At 69.1% G+C, this 16,192-nt stretch carries 13 protein-coding genes and 1 pseudogene; 6 read left to right on the top strand and 8 right to left on the bottom strand.

The features are described 5' to 3' along the window. The 3 genes from AB7U92_RS06690 to gcl all read right to left on the bottom strand — a co-directional run. A partial coding sequence (locus AB7U92_RS06690; protein ID WP_428575412.1) for an NAD(P)-binding domain-containing protein occupies nt 1-108 on the bottom strand: 108 nt, incomplete at its 3' end. A 27-nt stretch (nt 109-135) separates the two neighbouring features. After that, nucleotides 136-933: a hydroxypyruvate isomerase gene (gene hyi, locus AB7U92_RS06695; RefSeq protein ID WP_428575400.1), complete on the bottom strand. Its 798-nt coding sequence runs from the start codon at nt 931-933 to the stop codon at nt 136-138. Between the two features lie 16 nt (nt 934-949). After that, nucleotides 950-2,740 carry a glyoxylate carboligase gene (gene gcl, locus AB7U92_RS06700; protein WP_428575401.1) on the bottom strand — a complete coding sequence of 597 codons (1,791 nt, stop codon included), beginning with the start codon at nt 2,738-2,740 and terminating at the stop codon, nt 950-952. A gap of 150 nt (nt 2,741-2,890) precedes the next feature. Between gcl and AB7U92_RS06705 the strand changes: the two genes are divergently transcribed. From AB7U92_RS06705 to AB7U92_RS06725, 5 genes are all read left to right on the top strand, one after another. Further along, nucleotides 2,891-3,808, top strand: coding sequence for a LysR family transcriptional regulator (locus AB7U92_RS06705; protein ID WP_428575402.1), 918 nt, complete (start codon nt 2,891-2,893; stop codon nt 3,806-3,808). Nucleotides 3,809-3,810: 2 nt separating this feature from the next. Beyond that, nucleotides 3,811-4,287: a pilin gene (locus tag AB7U92_RS06710; protein ID WP_428575403.1), complete on the top strand. Its 477-nt coding sequence runs from the start codon at nt 3,811-3,813 to the stop codon at nt 4,285-4,287. Then, nucleotides 4,284-4,964, top strand: coding sequence for a c-type cytochrome (locus tag AB7U92_RS06715; protein WP_428575404.1), 681 nt, complete (start codon nt 4,284-4,286; stop codon nt 4,962-4,964). The genes AB7U92_RS06710 and AB7U92_RS06715 overlap by 4 nt, the downstream gene beginning before the upstream one ends. A 12-nt stretch (nt 4,965-4,976) precedes the next feature. Further along, nucleotides 4,977-6,269: a c-type cytochrome gene (locus tag AB7U92_RS06720; protein ID WP_428575405.1), complete on the top strand. Its 1,293-nt coding sequence runs from the start codon at nt 4,977-4,979 to the stop codon at nt 6,267-6,269. A gap of 92 nt (nt 6,270-6,361) precedes the next feature. After that, nucleotides 6,362-7,396 carry a sterol desaturase family protein gene (locus tag AB7U92_RS06725; protein ID WP_428575406.1) on the top strand — a complete coding sequence of 345 codons (1,035 nt, stop codon included), beginning with the start codon at nt 6,362-6,364 and terminating at the stop codon, nt 7,394-7,396. Between the two features lie 21 nt (nt 7,397-7,417). Here AB7U92_RS06725 and AB7U92_RS06730 read toward each other — a convergent pair whose 3' ends face one another. The 3 genes from AB7U92_RS06730 to AB7U92_RS06740 are packed head-to-tail and all read right to left on the bottom strand — an operon-like array spanning nt 7,418 to nt 12,194. After that, the gene (locus tag AB7U92_RS06730) at nt 7,418-8,869 is read right to left on the bottom strand and encodes an acyl carrier protein (RefSeq protein ID WP_428575407.1); all 1,452 of its coding nucleotides are present in this window, start codon (nt 8,867-8,869) and stop codon (nt 7,418-7,420) included. A 17-nt stretch (nt 8,870-8,886) separates the two neighbouring features. Beyond that, entirely contained in the window at nt 8,887-10,425 is a 1,539-nt protein-coding gene (locus tag AB7U92_RS06735; protein WP_428575408.1) for a class I adenylate-forming enzyme family protein, read from the bottom strand. A 5-nt stretch (nt 10,426-10,430) separates the two neighbouring features. Beyond that, a complete protein-coding gene (locus AB7U92_RS06740) occupies nt 10,431-12,194 on the bottom strand; it encodes an asparagine synthase-related protein (protein WP_428575409.1) in 1,764 nt (587 codons plus the stop codon). Nucleotides 12,195-12,402: 208 nt separating this feature from the next. Here AB7U92_RS06740 and AB7U92_RS06745 point away from each other — a divergent pair, with 208 nt between their 5' ends. Next, the gene (locus tag AB7U92_RS06745; protein WP_428575410.1) at nt 12,403-13,839 is read left to right on the top strand and encodes a lipopolysaccharide biosynthesis protein; all 1,437 of its coding nucleotides are present in this window, start codon (nt 12,403-12,405) and stop codon (nt 13,837-13,839) included. A gap of 116 nt (nt 13,840-13,955) precedes the next feature. Here AB7U92_RS06745 and AB7U92_RS06750 read toward each other — a convergent pair whose 3' ends face one another. Together AB7U92_RS06750 and AB7U92_RS06755 are read right to left on the bottom strand one after the other, a co-directional pair. Next, nucleotides 13,956-14,654, bottom strand: a complete 699-nt coding sequence (locus AB7U92_RS06750) for a GntR family transcriptional regulator (protein WP_428575411.1) — start codon at nt 14,652-14,654, stop codon at nt 13,956-13,958. Between the two features lie 3 nt (nt 14,655-14,657). After that, nucleotides 14,658-15,979 (bottom strand): annotated as a pseudogene (locus AB7U92_RS06755) (C4-dicarboxylate transporter DctA). Between the last annotated feature and the right edge of the window lie 213 nt (nt 15,980-16,192).

Here is a 16,192-nt window from a genome sequence, read left to right on the forward strand (position 1 = left end):
GCGCGTGTAGACGAACAGCTGGTGGCCGGCCTGGATCAGGTGCAGCGCCATCGGCGCGCCCATGATCCCGAGGCCGATGAAGCCGATCTTCTGGGGGGAGGACGTCATGTCGGTGTCTTTCGTCGGAAGGTTCAATCAGCGCAGCGGCCTCAGTTGCCGCCGCGCATGCTCCAGCCAGACCAGGCCCGCTTCCGTGCCCTTGGCCGGCTTGTATTCGCAACCCACGTGGCCGCGGTAGCCGATGCGCTCGAGGTGGCCGAACAGAAAGCCGTAGTTGATCTCGCCCGTGCCCGGCTCGTTGCGGCCCGGGTTGTCAGCCACCTGGATGTGGCCGATGCGCGCCAGGTGCTTCTCGATCGTCGCGGCCAGTTCGCCCTCGGTGCGCTGCGCGTGGTAGACGTCGTACTGCAGGAACAGGTTGTCGGCCCCCACCTCGTCCATGATCGCAATCGCCTGCGCCGTGCGGTTCAGGTAGAAGCCGGGGATGTCGTAGGTGTTGATCGGCTCGATCAGCAGCCTGAGGTTGGCCTTCTTCAGCTCGGCAGCGGCGTACTTCAGGTTGGCCACGAAGGTCTGGCGCAGCAGCTTCTCGTCGGCGCCGAGCGGCACCTTGCCGGCCAGGCAGTTCAGCTGCGGCGCACCGAGCGCGGTGGCGTACTCGATGGCCTTGGCCACGCCGGCGCGGAATTCGTCGACACGATCCGGCAGGCAGGCGATGCCGCGCTCGCCGGCGTCCCAGTCGCCCGCCGGCAGGTTGTGCAGCACGCACTGCAGGCGGTTGCCCTTCAGGCGCGCCGAGACCTCGCCGGGCGTATGCGCGTAGGGGAAGAGGAACTCGACCGCGCTGAAGCCGGCGCGTGCGGCGCGCTCGAAGCGGTCGAGGAAGGGATGCTCGGTGAAGAGCATCGTCAGGTTGGCGGCGAATCGCGGCATGTCGTGGCTTTCGGAGTCAGTCGAGCAGGCCGGCAAGCTCCAGGCCCTTCGTGCCTTCCGGGTGGCGGCAGTCGATCGACTCGAACTCGTTGACCTTGTCGATCTCCGTGCCCATCGCGATGTTGGTCACCTTCTCGAGGATCACCTCCACCACCACCGGCACGCTGTACTGGCGCGCCATCGCCTGCGCCTGCGCCAGCGCGCCGCCGATCTTCTCGGGGTCGGTCACGCGAAGGCTCTTGCAGCCCAGGCCCTGCACCACGGCCTGGTGGTCGACGCCGTAGCCCTTGAGCGACGCGTCGTCGACGTTCTGGTTGTCGAAGGCGAGCTGCACGCAGTAGTCCATGTCGAAACCGCGCTGGCTCTGGCGGATCAGGCCGAGGTAGCTGTTGTTGACCAGCACCTGCACGTAGGGCAGACGGAACTGCGCGCCCACCGCCAGCTCCTCGATCAGGAACTGGAAGTCGTAGTCGCCGGAGATGCCGACCACGGTGCGCGTCGGGTCGGCGGCCACCACGCCCAGCGCGGCGGGAATGGTCCAGCCCAGCGGGCCGGCCTGGCCGCAGTTGATCCACTGGCGCGGGCCGTGCACCTTGAGGAACTGCGCCGCGGCGATCTGCGACAAGCCGATCGTCGACACGTAGATGGTGTCGCGCGGGAAGGCAGCGTTCATCTCCTCGTAGACGCGCATCGGCTTGATCGGCGTCTCGGTGTAGTGCGACTTTCGGTGCATCAGCCGCTTGCGCTCGCTGCAGCGGAAGCGCCAGTCGGCGTAGTCACGCAAGGTGCCGGCGGCCTTGCGCTCCTTGGCCACCTGCACGAAGAGTTCGAGCGCGGCCTTGGCGTCGCTGACGATGCCGAGATCCGGCATGAAGACCCGGCCGATCTGCGTCGGCTCGATGTCGACGTGCACGAACTTCCGGCCCTGGCAATACACCTCGGTGGAGCCGGTGTGGCGGTTGGCCCATCGGTTGCCGATGCCGAGCACGAAGTCGCTGGCCAGCATCGTGGCGTTGCCGTAGCGGTGGCTGGTCTGCAGGCCGACCATGCCGGCCATCAGCGGGTGGTCGTCGGGAATGCTGCCCCAGCCCATCAGCGTGGGGATCACCGGCACGCCGATGGTCTCGGCGAACTCGACCAGCAGCGCCGAGGCGTCGGCGTTGATGATGCCGCCGCCGGCCACGATCAGCGGCTTCTCGGCGGCCAGCAACATGTCCAGCGCCTTCTCCACCTGCTTGCGCGTGGCGGCGGGCTTGTAGACCGGCAGCGGCTCGTAGGTGTCGATGTCGAACTCGATCTCGGCCATCTGCACGTCGAAGGGCAGGTCGATCAGCACCGGCCCCGGGCGGCCCGAGCGCATCAGGTGGAAGGCCTGCTGGAAGGCGCGCGGCACCTGCGCCGGCTCGCGCACGGTGACGGCCCACTTGGTCACCGGCTTGGCGATGGACTCGATGTCCACCGCCTGGAAGTCTTCCTTGTACAGCCGCGCGCGCGGCGCCTGGCCGGTGATGCACAGGATGGGGATCGAGTCGGCGCTGGCCGAATACAGCCCGGTGATCATGTCCGTGCCGGCCGGCCCGGAGGTGCCGATGCACACGCCGATGTTGCCGGCCTTGGCGCGGGTGTAGCCCTCGGCCATGTGCGAGGCGGCCTCGACGTGGCGGGCCAGCACGTGGGCGATCGAGGCGCGCTCGCGCAGCGCGGCGTACAGCGGGTTGATCGCCGCACCGGGGACGCCGAAGGCCTGGCTCACGCCTTCCTTCTCCATCACCAGAACGGCGGCCAGGGCGGCTTTCATGCGGGCCATCGGATACTCCTTCGCACGTTGACGTTGACTGGGCGGGATGGTCGCCGCGGGCCGCCGCTTCGAGAAGTGCAGGTCGGGCATGTTTGTCATTCCGTGCAGGAATGGCCCGCGCCGCTCAGGGCATCATCGGGGCTGGAGACAAGACCGACCATGGACCGCATCACCGGCGTGCAGCTGTTCGCGCGCATCGTCGAGACCGGCAGCTTCAGCAAGGCCTCGTCGGACCTGGGCATCACTCAGCCCACCGCCACCAAGCACGTCGCCGCGCTGGAGGCGCGGCTGGGCGCGCGACTGCTCAACCGCAACACCCGCGGCGTCAGCGCCACCGAGATCGGCGCGCTCTATTACGAGAAGTGCAAGGCCATCCAGCGCGAGCTCGACGAAGCCGACAGCCTGGCCGCGCTGCTGCAGAGCAAGGTGCGCGGGCAGCTGCGCATCAGCACCTCGGTGGCCTTCGGCCGCCGCGTGGTGACGCCGCTGGCACTGAAGTTCATGCGCGAGCACCCGGACGTGACGCTGGACCTCAGCTTCGACGACCGCTATGTGAACCTCGTCGAGCAGGGCGTGGACGTGGCGCTGCGCATGGGACGCCTCGCCGATTCCGCGCTCGGCGCGCGCTACCTGGGTACCAACCCCTGGCTGACCGCGGCGGCCCCCGATTACCTCGCGCGCCGCGGCACGCCGCACACGCCGGCGGAACTGGCGCAGCACGACTGCCTGGTCTACAGCAGCGTGCAGGGTGACGACCGCTGGAGCTTCACCGGCGCGAGCGGCGAGGCGGTCTCCGTGCCGGTGAAGGGCACGCTGCGCTCGAACAACCTGTCCGCCGTGCTCGCCGCCTGCCGCGCCGGCCTCGGCCTGGCGGTGCTGCCCTGGTACGTGGCCCGCGAGTCGGTCGCCGACGGCGCCATCGTGCCGGTGCTGACGGACTTCGCCCTGCCCACGCAGGAACTGCACGCGGTTTTCCCTTCGCCCAAGCTGGTGCCGGGCAAGGTCAGCACCTTCATCGACTTCCTCAAGCTGCATCTCGACGGCGAATGGTGGAAACGCGCTCCGGGAGCGGCCTGACCATGTGCATCCGTCGCGGCTTCACGCTCATCGAGTTGCTGATCGTGCTCGCCATGGTGGCCATCCTGGCAACGATCGCCGTGCCGTCGATGCAGGATCGCCTGGTGCGCGACCAGATCGTCGAGGCCGTCAAGCTCGCCGACGTGGCGAAGCCGCCGGTGGCCGCGCGCTGGAAGGCGCTGCAGACCATGCCTGCCGACAATGCCGAAGCCGGCCTGCCCGCGCCGGAACGCATCGTCAGCCACCTGGTGAGCGCGGTGCGCGTCGAGCAGGGGGCGGTGCACGTGACCTTCGGAAACCGCGCCAACGGCGTGCTGCTCGGCAAGACCCTGACCTTGCGCCCAGCGGTGGTGGAGGATGCGCCGATCGTGCCGGTGACCTGGGTATGCGCCGGCACGACGGCGCCGCCACCGATGACCGTGCATGGCACCGACCGAACCGATGTACCGGCCCGCTACCTGCCCTTGAACTGCCGATGAGATCCCTGCTGCTGGCCCTGGCCGGGCTCACCAGCCTGCCGGTCGCCGCCGCGCCGGCCGACACCCTCGCTCAGCGCGTGCTCGCCTGCACCGCCTGCCACGGCCAGGAGGGCCGTGCCGCGCCCGACGGCTACCACCCGCGCATCGCCGGCAAGCCGGCGATGTACCTGTTCAACCAGCTGGTGAACTTCCGCGAGGGGCGGCGCCGCTACGGGCCGATGGTCTACCTCGTCGACCACCTCAACGACGACTACCTTCGCGAGATCGCCGGGCACTTCGCGACCATCGACCTGCCCTACCCTGCACCGGCACTGGCTCGTGACGCCACGTCACTGCTGGCGCTGGGCGAAACGCTCGCGATGAAGGGCGACGCGGCGCGCAAGCTGCCGGCCTGCGCCGCCTGCCATGGCCGAGCGCTGACCGGCGTGGCCCCGGCCATCCCGGGGCTGCTGGGCCTGCCGCGCGACTACCTCAAGGGCCAGCTCGGCGCCTGGGCCAACGGCCAGCGCCGTGCCCACGCGCCCGACTGCATGGCTGACATCGCCCGTGCGTTGACGCCGCAGGACGTCAGCGCCGTGGCCGCCTGGCTGTCCACCCGGCCCGTGCCGGTGCCGGCGAAGGCAGCCGATGCCCTGCCCGCGCCGCTGCCGCAGGAGTGCGGCAGCGTGCCGCGCTGAGGAGGGCCGGCGATGTTCGTCCGCTGGCTGATCTTCCTCGTCGTACTGCTCGGCGGCCTGGCCGCCGGCGTGTACGGGCTCAACGTGGCCGGCGAGGTGCCGGTGCCGGCCGGGGCCGCGCCTTCCGACGGCACGCCCGAGCAGGTAGCCCGCGGCGAATACCTCGTGCGCGTGGGCAACTGCATGACCTGCCACACCGCGCGCGGCGGCACACCCTGGGCCGGTGGGCGCGGCATCGCCACGCCCTTCGGCACCGTCTTTGCCGGCAACCTGACGCCCGACCCCGACACCGGGCTGGGCCGCTGGAGCGCCGAGCACTTCTGGCGGGCGATGCACCACGGCCGCTCGTACGACGGCCGGCTGCTCTACCCGGCCTTCCCCTACCCCGACATGTCGCGCGTGACGCGCGAGGACAGCGACGCGATCTACTTCTACCTGCGCACCCTGCCGCCGGTGCGCCAGCCCGCCACGCCGCACGCTCTGGACTTTCCCTACGGCACGCAGGCGGCGCTGGCGGTGTGGCGGGCACTGTTCTTCCGCCCCGGTGGCTTCGAGCCGGACGCTTCGCGCAGCGCCGAATGGAACCGTGGCGCCTACCTGGTGCGCGGACTCGGCCACTGCGCCGCCTGCCATGGCGGGCGCAATCCCTTCGGAGCCACGCCCGAAGGCGGGTTGTCGCTGGCCGGCGGCCTGATCCCGATGCGCAACTGGTACGCCCCGGCACTGAACTCGCCCGAGCAGGCCGGCGTGGCGGACTGGCCGGTCGAGCACATCGTCGCGCTGCTGCGCGATGGCGTGTCGCCGCGCGGCTCGACGCTGGGCCCGATGGCCGACGTGGTCTACCGCAGCCTGCAGCACTGGCACGACGACGACCTGCACGCCGTGGCGCTGTTCCTCAAGTCGCTGCCGCCGTCGCGCGCACAGGCCGGTGGCGGCAAGCCGCCGGACCCGGCGGTGCGGGAGCTCGGCGCCAAGGTCTACGAGCGCCACTGCGCCGATTGCCACGGCGCGAACGGCGAAGGCTGGCGCCTGGCCAGCGGCAAGCCAGCGATCCCGCCGCTGGCCGGCAACCGCGTGGTGACGATGGATCCGCCCGCCAACCTGATCCGCGTCATCGTGCATGGCGGCTTCCTGCCGGCCACGGCCGGCAACCCGCGCCCGTTCGGCATGCCGCCGTTCGGCCTGGTGCTGAACGACGCGGAGATCGCGGCCCTTGCCAGCCACCTGCGCACGGCCTGGGGCGCGCAGGCCGGCGCCGTTGCCCCGCAAGACGTGGCGCGCTTCCGCGGCGGCGCGGGCGACTGAGGGTTCCGCCGGGGCGATCCCTGGATCGCGGGATTTCCCGCGTACGGCCGGCAGAGACAATCCGCGCTGTCGGACGTCCGGAGCAACACCGCGTGCAGATCGCTTCGCTGAAGGAACTGGTGAAAGACCTGCTCGGTGAGCGGGGCTACGACTTCGTCGTATGGCTGTACTACGCCACGGTGGGTCAGTGGCTGGCGGAGCCGCGCCTGCGGCTGGACCTCCTGGCCACCACGATCCTGGCGGCGCTGGGGGTCTACCTCGTGATGCGCCGCCGCGGCGAAGCGACACCCGGGTTCCTTAAGTTCCTCGTGCCGGGCAAGGTGTTCCTGCACCCGTCGGCGAAGCTGGACTACCGCTTCTTCCTGGTCAACCAGATCGTCATGGGCCACCTGCAGCTCGGACGCTGGGTGAGCGCGCTGGTGGCCTTGCTGCTCGTCAGCGAAGGCACCGCCTCGGCGCTTCGCGTCGCCTTCGGTACCGCGCCGGCACCCTCTTCACCGGGCTTCGCCGTGCTGCTCGGCTTCACGATCGTCAATCTGCTGGCCTGGGACTTCGCCAAGTACCTCGCCCACTACTTGACCCACAAGGTGCCGGTGCTGTGGGAGTTCCACAAGGTGCACCACGCCGCGGAAGTTCTCACGCCGATCTCGGCGTTCCGCGCACACCCGCTGGACATCATGTTCGACTTCCTGCTGCGCTCGCTGAGCACCGGTGTGGTCGGCGGTGTGTACGCCTATCTCTATCCGGGTGGTCTGCCCGAACTGAGCATCCTCGGCTTCAATGCCGTCGCCTTCGTCCTGTACTACTGGATCGCTCATCTGCAGCACTCGCACATCCCGCTGGGCTATGGCCGGCTGAGCTACCTGCTGGTGAGCCCGGTGATGCATCAGGTGCACCACAGCTGCGAGGTGCAGCACTGGGACAAGAACTTCGGCTTCCTGTTCGGGCTGTGGGATTGGATGTTCCGCACGATTCACGTGCCACATCGTGGCGAGCCGTTCCGCCTCGGCCTGCCCCAGGGGAGCGGAGACTACGCCACCGTCAAGCAGCTCTACCTGACGCCTTTCATCGGCGTGGCGCGCCTGATCACCGGCGCGCGCAAGCCACTGCCGTCGCGCCCGGCCTGATCGCTGCCGCCATCGGCGGTCTCAGGCAAAGCTGGTGTAGGCCATGCGCAGGTCCCATTGCCCGAGTTCGGGAAGGGGATGGTGCACGCCCTCGCCGAACTCACGCACCAGCGCGCACGGCAGACCCCGCTCGGCCTGGTGCGCGTCGGCAGGAATGAAGCCCAGTGCATCGATCTGTCGATTCGTGGCCGCGTCGCCGTTGCGCCACGTCACCAGTTCGGCGATGCGCCCGCCACGCACCGCCGCCTGGATCAGGCCAGCCCAGACGGCTTCCGAGTCACCGGCCCAGTCGACCAGATTGACGCGACGCTGGTCGGCGAATGCCGAGCGACCGCGCTGCAGGACGATGTAGCCACGGAGCCTGCCAGCTGCATCACGAGCCGAGATGACCCGGTAGTCGTGCAGCGGATTGCGGTAGCGCCAGGCGAAGAAGCGCTCGTCCCGCATGTGCCGCAAGCGCTCGTCCTGCGTCAGGCGCGCCACGAAGGCAGCGAACTCGGCGGGATCGGGGGCCGTGCCGACCTCGGCATGCCCGCCATCGTCGAGCGGCAACGCCTTGCCGAACTGGTCGAGCCGTTCGAAGGCCCGACTGGCCGGTTCGATGGCCTCCAACCGGTCCGCCGCACGCCACAGGACAGGGGTTTTCTTCGCCAGGCTGGCCACTGCATCGAGCGCGCGCAACCAGGCAGGACGCAGCGCCACGGTCGGCAATACGCCAAGGCTTCGCGAACCGGACGCCAGCAACTGCAGGCGCGTGACGCGCAGCGCACTCAGGCTGAGGAACGCATGCTGGCCGCGCGCACCGAGGTCGGCCGTGGCCGCATCGGTGAATCGGGCAAGCAGTCCATGGTTGCGGTCGTCCTCGGCGACCACGAAGTCGTCGGCCACGGCCAGGTTCCGCATGGCACCACCCGCTGCCCGCCAGGCCGAGCCGCAGAAGGCCCGCATGCCGACGACCCGGTCGTCACGCAAGGCCAGATAGACGAGCGGTTCGGCATCGAAGGGGTTCTCCACGTACTTCCAGCGAAACACCTCGCGGTTGAGCAAGGCATCCGGGCTCCACAACGCCGTCATCAGTTCGCCGATCGCCGGCAGGTGCTGCTCCGAATAGCGCTCGATGCGGTAGGGCCCAGCATCGTCTCCGGAGGCGTGGGGCGTGGTCGCCTCGCCCGGCGCGGGCCGTTCGGGCGGCTCCGTGGCAGCGGCCGGTGTCAGCACGAGGCCTTCCGCGGGGGCCGCCCGCTGCGTCTCGATGAAACGCAGGATCGCCGCGATGCTGTCCCACTCGCGTGCCACCTCGAAGCTGGTCGGATCGATGGGCGCGCCGATCTGCTGCTCCAGCCACATCGACAGGTTGAACAGCGCCAGCGAGTCGAGCACTCCCGACGCGAGCAGCGACGCATGTTCGTCGGCCAGGTCAGCGGGGTCGACCCCCCAGCTCTCCAGCGCCGCCCGCAGGTCCGCAGCGCTCACGGTTCCGGCTGGCGCGCTCATGCCGCCGCCGCGCGCAGTAGACGCTCGAGCACACGCTGCTCGAAGGCAGGCTGCGCGCCTGCGCAGCGGCGGGCCACGTCGCTGCGGCTGAGCTTGCCACGCGCGGTGCGCGGAATCTGTTCGACCAGATGCCAGCGGCGTGGCAACTGATGCACGGCCAGGCGGCGCACGGCCTCGCGGTAGACCGCCAGCAGCGCGGCTTCTCCGGGATCGGCGAGCACCAGCGCGACCGCCACGTTCTCGCCGAGCATCGGGTCGTCGAAGGCGAAGGTCGCCACATCCTCGACGCCGGGCAGGCCCGCCAGGGCCGCATCGATGTCCTGCGGGTAGATCTTGGCCCCGCCGACGTTGATCAGCTCCTTTTCTCGGCCGCGCAGGACTATGCGACCCCGCTCGTCGAGCTGCCCGAGGTCGCCGGTGCAGAACCAGCCGCGTGTGACGACCTGTGCGGTCAGGTCGTCGCGGCCGAAGTAGCCGCGCATCAGCGATGGTGTCTGCACCCACAAGTGGCCGGGCTCGCCGGGCGCGCATTCGGGCGCCAGCCCCGGCCCCTGCGCCGTGCTGCCCGAGGCCAGTACCTTGACGACAGCGCCCCAGGGCTCGCCGACGGGCACATCGTCGCCGGCCGCCTCATCGAGTGCGCCGCCGGCGATCCAGCCGGTCTCGCTGATGCCGTAGACGTTGAGCACCTCGGCGCCGCCGCCCCACTGGCGCACGCCGCGCCAGATCGTGGCCTGCAGGGGCGCGGTACCCAGCGTCACGAGTTGCAGTGCGCCACCACGCGGCGGCGCCACCGTCTTCACGACTAACTGCCACATCGAGGGCACCGAGGGCAGACAGGTGACGGCCAGGTCGTCGCACAGGCTGCCCAGCCGCATCAGCGTGTCGGAGCGGAATGCCGGCAGCAGGTGCAAGGTCTGGCCGCTCAGCCAGGCATACAGCGCATGGCCCACCAGCCCCCAGGCGAAATGGGTCGGCACCACGCACAGCGTCTGCGCGAATGCGGCCACGCCCAGCCGTTCACGCTGCTGGTTCCAGCGCGAACGCAAGGCCCGGTGCGTCTGCAACACGCCCTTGGGCTGACCGGTCGTTCCGGAAGTCAGCAGCAGCAGCGCATCGTCGTCCAGGTGAGGCCAACCGGGTGCGAACAGCGCTTCGTCGACCGACGCTGCCGCGCTCACAGTGTCGACGACAGGCACCTGCCTGGCTGCCAGGACGGCCGCAAGCTCGGCAGGCGCCGACTCGTCCCAGATCGACAGCACTGGCTGAATGCCGGCGAGCAGCACTTCGACCTCGAAGGCCGTGTAGCGCGGGTCGACCGGGACCGGGCAGGCACCCAGCGACCACAGCGCGAGAAGATCGATGAAGAACTCCGCCTTGTTGCCGTAGTGGAGGAACACCTTGGCGTGCCGCCGCACACCGAGGTGATGCAGCAGGGTGGCCCTGCGCCGCGACTGCAGCAGCGCCGCGGGGCCGTCGACTCGGCGACCGGTGAGCGGCTCGTGCAGGGTACCCAGGCTGGCGTCGATGAACACGTGACTTACCTCGAGGGTCGGGCGCCCGGCGCGCAGTTCAAGGCGGCGTGACGCACGAACACGTGCGCGTGGCGCAGAAAGTAGGCATAGCGGTGCAGGCCGAGCTTGGTCAGCAGGCAGGCCAGACGCAGATTGTCGCGGTCGAGCAGCCCGGCGGGAAAGTGCTCCGACGCCAGGTCGGCGCGCGTCTGCGCGACGAGCTGGGACAGTTCTTCGCGCAGTTCATTCTCGTGGATCCAGTCTTCCGCCCATTGGTTGCGCAGGTCACGCGGCATGGGAAGCGGACACGGCTCGCTCCAGGGATAGGCCTGCCACGGGACCTCGCGCACGGCTGCCGGAAACTGCCTCAGCCAACGGTAGTACAGATGGTGACGAGGCAAGTCGTCGATGCGCCACGACAGCACGGTCTCCACGAACGATGCATCGCAGAACGGTGTGGTGAACTCGAAGCGCCGGGTGTCCAGGTTTTCGTGGTGCCGTGCGAGGTTGGCGCGCGGCTCGTTGAGCAACTGGAACAGATGCATGCGCCGTGCCGGATCGGCACTGCGCCGGCGAGCCAGTTCGTCGGCGATCGCCGACGGGACCGCCGCAGTCATCTCCGCGCGGCGGCTGCGCAGGAACAGGCGCCGGGAGAGTTCGCCGCCGATGCGCTTCAAGTACCCACGCATGGCCGCATGGTGGTCGCCGCGACGCATCGCTGCGATGATCGCCGCGTTGAGGTTGGTTGGCGCCAGCACCGTCTCGCCGGCGAACCCGGTGAAGACACGAGAGGGCCTCGGCGGCGCGTCGTCGGGCGGCTGCGCCGCCAGCCATTCGCGATGCCCTGTCTCCATGCGCCGCCAGAAATCCGTGCTTCCACTGGCTGATTCGAAGTGATGCGAACCCAGGCTGCGTGCTGCCTCCCGGCCGAGTACTAGGTCGGCACTCTCGGGCGGCGCGAAGTTCAGGGTATGGACCTTCGCACCGAAGTCACGCAAGGTTGCCACGACGCAGCGTGAGTCGAGTCCACCCGACAGATGGGCTGCCACGCTGCGATCGTCGCCCAGCCGCAACGCCACCGAGGATCGAAAGACGGCGTGCAACTCCGCGGTGAACTCTTCCTCGCTGCGCGGCCGCTCCGGCAGTTCATCCCAGCTGTGGTAACGGCACTCGCGGGTGCCGGCGGAATCGATGTCCAGCGCGATGCCGGCCTCGAGACAGCGGATACTTGCATAGGCCGTGCGCGCGCCGAGGGGCCCGCCGAGCGCGGCAATCTGCGCCTGCCCGACATAGTCCGGCTCGGCTTCCAGTTCCGGCACGAGGGCGAGCATCACGCGCATGGAGGCGGCGAAGTACAGCACGCCATCGCGCTGCGCGACGTACAGTGCCCGCAGCGCGAGCTTGTCGCTGGCCAGGCGAACCCGGCGCTCGGCCATGTCGACGTGGGCGATGCAGAAGTTGCCCCGCGACAGCCGCAACGCATCGGTGCGGCCGCGGCGCCAGTCATCGTGCAGCGCCTGCAGGTCGGCATCGCGGCTGCGAGCGTGCGCCTTGCCGCTGCACAGCGGCTCGCCCGAAAGCACGGACAAGACTGGGCTGCCGGCTTCCCTGCACACGCCCTGCCCACCCAGGACTCCCAGGTCCAGATGGGCCACCGCGGCGCCCGGCTCGACCAGCAGCAGAGGTCGGTCGCCTGGGTACCGGCTGAGACAGCCGGCGAGCAGCCCGGGCAAGTGCTCCGGAAGCGCATGTTCTGGCCGCAGACAGACGACGCCGGCGAAAAGTGACATGTTGATCGGGACAGAGCCGCACAATCCGCGACACCTCGGATCGATCGTGTTGTGCGCGGGGGGGGTGCACTGGCTGCTCACGATTGCCGCTAGCAGGTGCAGATTATTCTCTGCTTAAGATTATCGAGTCGCCGAGAATGTGCCCTATCCCCCATCCGCATGAGCCGGCTTCGAGTTGCCGGACATTCCGCACGCTCCACTGACCTGCATGAGCATTGAACGGCGCGCCCTGGCCGGGCTCAAGGCCACCGCGCTGGCTCGCCTGGCCGGTCAGGCGTTGAGCTGGGCGGCGACGCTGGTGGTGTTCCGGCTGGTCGATCCGCAGGACTACGGGCTGATGGCCATCGTCGGGACGCTGGTGGGCATCGGCGCGGCGGTGGCCGAGTTCGGCCTCGGTTCGGCGCTGGTCCAGGCCCGTGAACTGCCGCAGGAACAACTCGCCCGACTGGCCGGCGTCGTCTGGCTGCTGCACGGCGTGATGGCGCTTGCGCTGGTGGCCGGTGCGCCGCTGGCCGCGTGGTTCTATGGCGACCCTCGGCTGACTGCGCCGCTCCAGGCCGGTGCGGCCGTGTTCGTCTTCGCGGCACTCGGCGCCGTGCCCTCGGCCCTGGCCACCCGGGAACTGGACTTCGCCTGGCTGGCACGCATCGAGTTCGCCAGCGTCATCGTCGGAAGCGCCCTCAGCCTGGGCCTCGCGCTGCTCGGCGCCGGCGTCTGGGCGCTCGTTGCAGGGCTGCTGGGACCGGCGGCCGTGCGCTGCGTACTGCTGATCGGCTGGGGTCAGTCGGTTCGGCCCCGCCTGGAGTTCACCGGCCTGCGCCAGCACTTGAGTTTCAGCTCCCAGATGGCGATCACCCAGGTCATCTGGAGCTTCGTCAGCCAGGCCGACGTGTTGATCGGCGGCCGTCTGCTGTCGCGCGAAGCGCTCGGCCACTACTCGGTCGCCGTGCACCTGGCCACTCTGCCGATGCACAAGGTGATGGGCGTGGTGAATCAGATCGCCTTCGCCGCGGTGGCCCGGCTGCAGGACGAGAGCGAGCGTTTGCGGGAAAGAGTCCTGTTCGGCACCAGGCTGATGATGTCGCTGTCCGTCGGTGTCATGTGGCTGCTCGCCTGCATTGCGCCTGAACTCCTGCCCTTGCTGATCGGACCGGCCTGGACCGATGCCGTTCCAGTGCTCCAGATCGTCAGCCTCGTGGTGCCGCTTCGGATGCTCATGATGATGCTGGCGACGGCGATCTCGGGCATCGGCGCCGCGAACGTCAACTTGCGCAATACCCTGACCGCCGCCGTGATCTGGCCAGTGGCGCTGTACTTCGGCGCGCAATCGGGCGCCGTGGGATTGGCTGCCGCCTGGTGTGTGGCATCCCCGTTGACCTTCGCGCTGAACGCGCGGCGCGTCATGTCCACCCTGGGCATGAGCCTGGGCGACCTGCTGCGGCTGATCAGCCGACCGCTTCTGGCCGGAACGACCATGTGGGCGGCTTCGGCCGCAGTTCGTGCGTTGACGACAGGGCTTCCCTCGCTGTTGGCGCTTGCACTGCTGGCGGCGGTCGCCTGCGTGGCCTACATCGCCAGCCTGTTGCTCCTGGATCGGCGCCTCGTGGCCGATCTCAGGCGCGTCGCCCGGGCCGCGCGCGACTGATGTTCAGCCCGGTCGGGCTGTCGCTGACCGGCGGAACGGATCCGTAGCGGCGTTGACTTCGCGCCCCGGGGAACGGATCCGTTCGGCTTGCCGTTCCAAGACCTAGCTCGCGCGGTTCAGCGCACCACGCGCAGCGGCGCCAGCGTCGCGCGCAGCCTTTCGCGCGCATCGGCCGATTCGGCGGCCGACTGGCCCAACGCGTCCTCGACGCTGCCGATGTGCGTGAGCATCAAGGTCGAGGCTTCGTCCAGCTGCCCCTGCTCGATGGCCGCGACGATCTGCTCGTGCTCCGCGCAGGACTGGCGAGCATCGTGCGTCGACTGGTACAGCGACGCGACCAGCGTGGTGCGCGCGGTCAGGTCGCGCAGCATGTCCGAGAGCAGCTTGTGGCCCAGGCACTCGGCCAGGCAGACGTGGAAGTCGGCCAGCAGGAAGGCGCGTGTGGCCGGGTCGGCGCCTTCGATGGCACTGCGCTCGTCGGCGATGTGCTGTCGCAGGCGGCGCACCACGCGCTGCAGTGGCTGGCCTTCGAACTGGCCTTCCGCCTGCCGCAGCAGTCCCGACTCGACCGCGCGGCGCGCCGCGAAGGCGTCGCGCGCCTCGTCGATCGAGGGCTCGACGACGTACCAGCCCTTGCGCGTGCGCACCTCGACGAAGCCGCGTGCCTGCAGCTGCATCAGTGCCTCGCGCACCACCGTGCGGCTGACGCCGAACAGGTCGGCCAGTTCCTGCTCGCCGAGCCGCTCGCCGGGCGCCAGCTTCTGCGCCAGGATGGATTCGACGACCCGCTGCGCGATCTCGGTCTGGCTGACCATGGCTCAGGCACCCGCCGCGCGCGGCGCCACGACCACGACGTCGGCATCGTCTTCGCTGGACGCGACCGGCTGGCCGTCCAGCACGGCGTGGGCCCGTTCGCGATCGATGTCGCCCTCCCAGGCGGCGACCGCAACGGTGGCCACGCAGTTGCCGATCAGGTTGCCCGGCGCCCGCGCAATGCCCAAGAACCAGTCGACCAACAGCACCAGCACGAGGCCGATCGCCGGGATGGCCGGAATCGCCTGAAGCGTGGCCGCCAGCACCACGATCGCCGAGCCGGGAACGCCGTGCGCACCCTTGCTGGTGACCAGCGAGATCGCCAGGATGGTCAGCAGCTCGGTCATCGAGATCGGCGTGCTGGTGGCCTGCGTGATGAACACCATGGCCAGCGTGATGTAGATGAAGAACGCGTCGAGGTTGAACGAGTAGCCGGTCGGGATGACCAGGCCGACGGTCGAGTCGCGGATGCCCGTGCGCTTGAGCTTGCGCATGATCTGCGGCAACATGCTGCCGTTGGACGTGATGGCGAACACCACCGCCAGTTCCTCGCGCAGGTGGCGCAGCAGCTTGAACAGCGAGAAGCCGGACAGCCGCATGATCGTGCCGAGCTCGACGACGACGAACACGATCACGGCGGCGTAGAACAGCACCACCAGCATGCCCAGCTGCTTCAGCGAGCCGATGCCGTACTTGCCGACGGTGAAGGCGATTGCGCCCAGCACGCCGAAGGGCGCCAGGTTGATGATGATGCCCATGGTCTTGAACAGCACGTGCGACAGCGTGTCGATGAAGTTCGCCACCGGTGCGCCGCGCTCGCCCAGCATCGCCAGCGCGCAGCCGAACAGCACCGCGAACAGCAGCACCTGCTGCACGTCGCCGGTGGCGAAGGCGTTGACCGCCGTCGTCGGGATCAGCTTCATCAGGAAGTCGACAGTGCCGCCGCCGGTCAGCTTGTTCGCGTTCTCGGCATAGGCGCTCATCGCCTTGGCGTCCAGCGTCTGGGTGTGGACGTTCATGCCGGCACCGGGCTGGAACACGAAGGCCAGCAGCAGGCCAAGGCCGAGGGCGATGGTCGTCATCAGCTCGAAGTAGACCTGCGCCTTCACCCCGACCCGCCCGACACGCTTGAGGTCGCCTGCGCCGGCGATGCCGAGCACGACCACGCAGAACACCAGCACCGCGATGACCATCTTGATGATCTTGATGAACGCATCGCTGAGCGGCTTGAGCTTGATCGCGAACTCGGGTCGGCGAGGCCGACGGCCACGCCGATCAACAGCGCCAGGACGATCTGGCCGAACAGGGAACGCAGGAACCTGGGCATGGGCGGATCTCCAGCGGTGGGAGCAGGCCTGTCTTCCCCAAATGCTTGCATACAAGAAATGTAGGCAAACTGTCCCAGACCGTTCCCTGAGGAAACCCGAGGGTTCAGCACGCTCCAGTCAGAACTGACCTTCGCCGCGGCAGCGGAAACCAACGCACACATCCCGGACAGCCCGACGGCGCCCCGCGGCCAGTTCAAATGTTAGATTTACAC

Origin of the sequence: Piscinibacter sp., from assembly GCF_050175855.1 — a bacterium.
GTDB lineage: Bacteria > Pseudomonadota > Gammaproteobacteria > Burkholderiales > Burkholderiaceae_C > Piscinibacter.